Genomic DNA, 5,923 nt, shown 5'->3' with positions numbered 1-5,923 from the left:
GATCAGGGCGGCGCGGGCCCGGGGGCTCGTCGCCGAGTTCGACGCGGCGACCGAGCGGCTGGACGCGCCCGCGGCCCGCGCCGCCCTGATCATGTGCCGGGCGCTGCTCGCCGAGGCCGACGAGCGGCCGCACGAGGCCGTCGGCCTGTGGGAGGACGCGGAGGTGCGGTGGCGCGGGCTCGGCCGGCCCTTCGACGCCGCGCGGGCGGCCGAGGCCCGTGGGCGCTGCATGCTCGATGTGCCCGGCGCGGCGCGTGACGTCGCTCTGGCGGCCGGCGTCATCCAGGACGTCGTCGAGGCCTACCGCGAACTGGGCGCGCGCTGGGACGTCGCCCGCTGTCAGCGGTTGCTGCGCCGCCACGACATCGTCACCACCCACCGCCGCGGCCGCCTCGGGTACGGCGACCAGCTCTCGCCCCGCGAGCAGGAAGTGGCTCAACTCGTCGTGCAGGGGCGGGCGAACCGGGAGATCGCCGAGAGCCTGGTGCTGTCGACCCGGACCGTCGAGCACCATGTGGCGCGCATCATGCGGAAGTTGAACGTCGCGTCCCGGACCGGCATCGCCCTGGCCGGTCGTACGGGCGAGGGCGACTTTTCGGCCAGAGTCACACCCGCCCGGGGCGTCCCGTACGAACCACGGCCACAATGCACCTGAGAACGCCGCGCTTCCCCGCGCGATGCGGGGCGAACGGCCGGACTTCCCCGGCGACACATGCCCCTGAATCGAAGGAGGGCACTACCCTCATGCAACGGTTCACTCGACTCTGTTCCGCGGTGGCACTCGCCGCAACAGGAGTGCTGGTATCTGTTCCCGCCGCCCAGGCTTCCACGGCGCCGACCGCGACGGATGTGTCGATCACCGCGTACCAGGACTGCCCCGTCGGCTGGTTCTGCGCATGGGAGGACGCGGGAGGATGGGGCCGGATGGCACGGTTCCAGGTGGGCTCCGACGATCTCCGCGACTTCGATCTCAACGACCAGATCTCCTCGGTGTGGAACAGGACCGGCAAGACGTTCTGCACATGGCTGAACATCAACCGCGACGGCGCGACGTGGCCGGTGGGGAACTGGCAGGGCAACACCTCCCAGTACAACCGGAACGACAACATCAGTTCGCTGCGGGTCGGTGCGTGCTGATCCGGTCCCCTGGGACGCTCCCCCAGCGCTGGTCGACGAACGTAACCGTGATGGATACAGCGGACCGTTCGCTGGCGGCCGCCGTGCGTCAGGTGCCCGGCTTGCGGCCGTAGACGAAGACGTCGTCGCCCTTGCGCAGCATGCTCCAGTACTTCACGGCGTCCTTCTTCGTCATGTTGACGCATCCGTGGGAGCCCGGCGGGGCCCAGACGCTGATGCCGACCGAGTGGAACGCCTGGCCGCCGTCGAAGAACTGGCTGTACGGCATCGGCACGTGATAGATGCTCGACACGTGGTCGATGTGGCGCCAGTAGACCTTCTTCGGGCCCGTGCGGGTCTCGTGGCCATTACGGCCGGTGCGCACCGGAACCGGGCCGTATTTGAGGGTCTTGCCGTCCTGGATCCAGCTGATCTGAAGCGTGAGGTCGACACAGGCGATGCGCCCCTTGTCGGTCGGGCACTTGCCCGCCTTGTTGGGGTTGTTGCCCACCGCTTTCTGCTTGTTCATGAGGTTCATGACACCCCAGGTGACACTGCCCGCGTAACCGACGTTGGGGGTGATCTGGTGCTTGGTCTGGAAGGCCTGGATGGCCTTGCAGTCAGCCGTCGACTGCCTGCCGTCCACCGGGCGGCCGAGGAACTTCTCGACCTGCTTCTGGTACGGGCCGGTCTGTGTCGAGCACGACGCTGCCTGAGCACTGCCAGCGCCGAGCCCCACCGTGAGCGGGGCCACCAACATGGTGATCCCCACGACCGCGGCCCCTCGTCTACGTATGTCCCCCATTGCTGCCCACTCCTCGTTCGTCATCTATCTGCGGGTTGGATCCCATCTGCTAGACGACGCGCCTGCGGGGTTCGTTGTAGGGCCAATCGGCACAGGTATGTAACAGGGGGCGATTCGGGCTGAAGCCCGACCTCCGATGCCGAATCGGTGACGCCGCCTCATGGCACGGGCCTGGCCGCGCTCACACCGCTTGGCCGGGCTTGCCGGTGGGCCTTGAACACCATCACCCGCGAGGAACTGCTAGCCCGCAGGCCGATGCGGGTTCTGCGTGCCGTCATCGCTCATGTGCGCCCGCTGCCAGATCCCTTTCCAGCTGAACGGGGTCTCCGGGACGAACCGGTGCCGCTGCCCGCACGGACATGGTGCCAGCACCCACGCGCACCCACGGCACAGCTCCACCCAGCCGTGCCCGGTCGAGTTCGACACCAGAGGTCTCTCGTCCCCGCAGGCGGGGCAGCCGGGGAGATCGGCGCCGTCCAGCATCGCGTTCTGTCGCCGGACGTACTCGGGCAGCCGCAGCGACGGATGGCGAAACGGGGTTTCGTACCAGGCACGGTTCGGGCCCTCCCACCAGCTCCGCAGCCACCACGGTCGCGGGTTCATTACAGCCCGCCGCCCGGCCCGCTTCTCCGCCCGGCGTTGCGCGGCGTACTCCTCCGCCCTCGCGAGCCACGACACCCGCGCCTCATGCAGTTCCGCAGTGCGCTGTGCCGACGACGGAGAGGGAGGCGGGCGTCGTGCACGCGCCCTCGGTGAGTCAGGCTGGGCGCCCGCGACAAGCCTGCGTACCTGGTCTACCGACAGCTCGATCACCGTACCGTCGTCCGTCCCGTGGGCGTCGAGCGTCAGTCGGACGATGTCGCCGACGCGTTCGGCCACCGACGACGGATCGTGGCCGAAGCAGGCGCAGCCGGTGCCGTCGAGCATCTCCAGCCAGTCCCGCCAGGTCTCCAGGCCGTTGCAGCAGCCCGGCTCGACGAAGACGGTGTCGGTGGCGTCGTCGGTCACCCGGAACCCTCCGGCAGCGAGCAGATCAGGCATGGCGAGCAACCCGTGCAGGAATGTGCCGAGCGGGTCGGGCGGGCACGGCCCGTGCCCCTCCTCCGGCTCGAAGCCGTTACAGTCGGCGAGCTGCATGACCGCCGTGCCGACCTCCGCCGGAGTCAGCTCCCCGTTCAGCACGACGTAGCCATACGATCCCTGCTCGCCGACCGGTCAGAGCACGAAGTCGTCGGCAGCGGAGATCTCCAGAACGGGTTTCATCACAATCACACGGGGATGATGCCGGACCCACTGCTGTGCCGCCACGGGCTTTCAGCTGGCATCGGGCTCGGAGCAGGCCCGCTTCCCGGGCGGTTTCGCAGTACGCTCCGGGCAGGCGGCGCCGACACAGCCCGTGGTGGTCTCCGGCAGCGCGGTGGACTTCCGAGGCGTCGAGTTCTCCGACGGGCTGTTCGACTTCACGAGTGCCATCGACGCCACTCCGCTGACCGGCCGCTGCAGCACCCATTCATGGTGTGCTCCTCCCCACTGGGCGACCGCCTGGTCGTAGGGCGGGTATGTACGCGGTCCAGCGGGAGGCGCCCGCGGAACTGCCCTGCTTCCGGACGGCCTTCTACTGGTCCCTGTCCGCGCGGGCGGACGCGTTCTTCGAGCTGACCGACGCGTTGCTGTGTGCGGACGGTCCGACACGGACCCAGATCGAACTGTCGCTGATCGTCGGGCATCAGTGTGGCCACGGCTCACTGGACGGCGCTTTGAACCACGGCCGACTTGACACCGAAACCCAGCCGTCCCGGCCCCGAACGCCCACCCGGTTCCCGAAACCGGCAGCCCACCACCCGCTACGACGTCGGGGACGACAGAGGAAGTTCGACCCCACACAACGTGGGCTGGCACAGCCCCGCCTGCGGGGGGGGACTGTACCGCCCAGCCCCTCCCCGCCCACCAGACGGACAGATCAGCGCAGCCCCGCGAAGAGATCCTTCTCGGGCACGGGCGCGCCCGTGGCGTCCTGGACACGTACGAACGTCTCCATGCCCATCAGCTCGCCGAACCTCTCCTTGCCCATCTTGAGGAAGAAGATGTTCTCGCCCTGACTGGCGTGCGCGGCCAGCGAGTCGAATTTCTGGCCGCTGAATGCGGTGGTGTCCACCCACGTGGTGATCTCGTCGTCGGGAAGGCCGATCTCGGCCATCGCGGCGGCCTCGGCCGGATCCGGCTCGGGCATGTCCGGATGGAACTCGCGCATGATCTCGCCGAACCGCTGCATCCCGGAGCGGGGCATCGTCGTCCAGTACACCTTGGGTGTCAGGTCCGTCATCTCCAGCGCCGCCATCGTGATGCGGTTGGCCTGGATGTGGTCGGGGTGGCCGTAGAAGCCGTTCTCGTCATAGGTGACGACCACGTCCGGCCGATAGTGCCGCATGAGCTCCGCGAGCCGGGCGGCACCCTCCTCCACGGGGGTCTGCCAGAAGGATCCCGGGGCGTCGTTGCTCGGCCAGCCCATCATCCCGGAGTCGGCATAGTCCAACATCTCAAGGTCGCTGATCTTCAGGACCTCGCAGCTCGCCTCCAGTTCCTGTCGGCGCATCGAGGCGACGGCCGCGGGATCGTGGCCGGGATCGCCCGGCTTCACACCCCCCGGCCCGTCTCCGCAACCGCCGTCGGTACAGGTCACCAGAACCGTGCGAATTCCCTCCGCCGCGTATTGCGCGAGGACCCCTCCGGTCGAGGTGGCCTCGTCGTCGGGGTGGGCGTGCACCGCCATGAGCGTCAAGGGCCGGTCAGCCATGAAACAGTCCTCCTGCAGAAAATGAACAAACGTTCGATACGGGGGAGCGGGGTACGGCACCGATCCCCCGGTCGATCAACAGTGCCGGCCGGATCGGTTGTTCCCGCTCGCCCCCAAAGCTTTCGAGCCTTCGCCCCGGCCGACAGCGCGTTACGGCGTCGCCGCCCGGAAGAGCGTGAGGAGGGCTTGGGCCCGCGAAGTCTCCGCGTCGAAGTACTGCGTGGTCAGCGGGGGCGGGACAGCTGCTCCATGCAGACGGATCTCATGGCAGCGGAAGCAGAACGCCGCCTCGAAGAGGACGTGATCGAGAGAGTTCTCGTACGCGCGAACGCCCCAGCCCGGCGAGAAGCCGCAGCGGTGCTGTTCGCCGCCGGGCAGTTCCCCGATCAGGGCCAGGGCATCGGCTGCCTCGTTCCCGGCCCAGTGGCCGACCACCCTGCCGGGGTACGGCTCGCCCGGCTCGGTCGGAAGGCCGGAGATCCGTACGACCTCGATCAGCGCGGTGGCGGTCACGGCTTCGACAGGGATCTGCATGCGGACAGTCTCCCTGTCCGCTGCCGACTCCTCGATTGCGGACTCCTCGATTGCCGACTCCTCGATCAATCGCCTTGTCGTTCAGCCGCCCCTGCGCGGATCATGGAGTGACGGCGACGGCTCTGTGGAGGTCATCAGTGACAGTTTCGATCCGACCGGCTCGCCCCGGGGAAGCAAGCCTCCTGTCAGATCTGGCACTGCGCTCCAAGGGGCACTGGGGGTACGACGCCGAGTTCCTCGAGTCGTGCCGCGCCGAACTCACACTCAGAGATGCGGAACTTGCCGGGCGCCGCACGGCGGTGGCCGAACGAGACGGCAGCGTCGTCGGCTTCGCGACGTTGGAGGGTGCGCCACCGCACGGCGTGCTGGGCATGATGTTCGTCGACCCACGTGCGATCGGGGAGGGCATCGGCCGTCTGTTGTTCACTCATGCCGTCGAGACTGCTGAGGCACTGGGATTCACCCGGTTCACCATTGACGCGGACCCGAACGCCGAGCCCTTCTACCAGGCCATGGGGGGCGTCAGCATGAGCCGCGTTCCGTCCGGGTCGATTCCTGGCCGAACCCTCACCCAGTACCTGCGCAAGATTCCAGGCTGACGAAACGGCCCGGCCTTTCGCCGCGTGGGCGAGCTCGCAGCCAGCCCCACCAGCCCCACCCCCTCACGCTCACCC

8 protein-coding genes are annotated in these 5,923 nt (G+C 68.4%); 3 read left to right on the top strand and 5 right to left on the bottom strand.

The features are described from left to right. A partial coding sequence (locus tag AOK03_RS35925; protein ID WP_167355681.1) for a LuxR family transcriptional regulator occupies window positions 1-655 on the top strand: 655 nt, incomplete at its 5' end. A gap of 194 nt (window positions 656-849) precedes the next feature. Beyond that, window positions 850-1,137 (top strand): peptidase inhibitor family I36 protein, encoded by a 288-nt coding sequence (locus tag AOK03_RS42935; protein ID WP_055569580.1) that lies wholly within the window; start codon window positions 850-852, stop codon window positions 1,135-1,137. Window positions 1,138-1,225: 88 nt separating this feature from the next. Here the strand turns inward: AOK03_RS42935 and AOK03_RS35915 are convergent, their stop codons facing one another. The 5 genes from AOK03_RS35915 to AOK03_RS35895 all read right to left on the bottom strand — a co-directional run bounded on the left by AOK03_RS35915 (window position 1,226) and on the right by AOK03_RS35895 (window position 5,249). Further along, on the bottom strand, window positions 1,226-1,921 hold the full coding sequence (locus AOK03_RS35915) for a L,D-transpeptidase (RefSeq protein ID WP_055569579.1): 696 nt from the start codon (window positions 1,919-1,921) through the stop codon (window positions 1,226-1,228). 240 nt (window positions 1,922-2,161) lie between these two features. Next, window positions 2,162-3,103 carry a hypothetical protein gene (locus AOK03_RS44500; RefSeq protein ID WP_244177881.1) on the bottom strand — a complete coding sequence of 314 codons (942 nt, stop codon included), beginning with the start codon at window positions 3,101-3,103 and terminating at the stop codon, window positions 2,162-2,164. 132 nt (window positions 3,104-3,235) lie between these two features. Beyond that, window positions 3,236-3,427 (bottom strand): hypothetical protein, encoded by a 192-nt coding sequence (locus tag AOK03_RS42930; RefSeq protein WP_157869169.1) that lies wholly within the window; start codon window positions 3,425-3,427, stop codon window positions 3,236-3,238. A 454-nt stretch (window positions 3,428-3,881) separates the two neighbouring features. Beyond that, window positions 3,882-4,715 carry a PIG-L family deacetylase gene (locus AOK03_RS35900; RefSeq protein WP_055569578.1) on the bottom strand — a complete coding sequence of 278 codons (834 nt, stop codon included), beginning with the start codon at window positions 4,713-4,715 and terminating at the stop codon, window positions 3,882-3,884. 150 nt (window positions 4,716-4,865) lie between these two features. Then, a complete protein-coding gene (locus tag AOK03_RS35895; RefSeq protein WP_055569581.1) occupies window positions 4,866-5,249 on the bottom strand; it encodes a hypothetical protein in 384 nt (127 codons plus the stop codon). 137 nt (window positions 5,250-5,386) lie between these two features. Between AOK03_RS35895 and AOK03_RS35890 the strand changes: the two genes are divergently transcribed. After that, on the top strand, window positions 5,387-5,848 hold the full coding sequence (locus tag AOK03_RS35890) for a GNAT family N-acetyltransferase (protein ID WP_055569577.1): 462 nt from the start codon (window positions 5,387-5,389) through the stop codon (window positions 5,846-5,848). The last annotated feature ends 75 nt before the right edge of the window (window positions 5,849-5,923 follow it).

The sequence above is a fragment of the Streptomyces atriruber genome (assembly GCF_001418325.1).
GTDB lineage: Bacteria > Actinomycetota > Actinomycetes > Streptomycetales > Streptomycetaceae > Streptomyces > Streptomyces atriruber.
The sequence above is the reverse complement of the archived record's forward strand: the minus strand, read 5'-3'. Positions and strand labels throughout refer to the sequence as shown.

What these genes read in the sequence shown, in the direction of transcription:
- AOK03_RS35915 (WP_055569579.1), bottom strand. Translation starts at nt 1,921, where the DNA reads ATGGGGGACATACGTAGACGAGGGGCCGCGGTCGTGGGGATCACCATG.
- AOK03_RS35900 (WP_055569578.1), bottom strand. Translation starts at nt 4,715, where the DNA reads ATGGCTGACCGGCCCTTGACGCTCATGGCGGTGCACGCCCACCCCGAC.
- AOK03_RS35895 (WP_055569581.1), bottom strand. Translation starts at nt 5,249, where the DNA reads ATGCAGATCCCTGTCGAAGCCGTGACCGCCACCGCGCTGATCGAGGTC.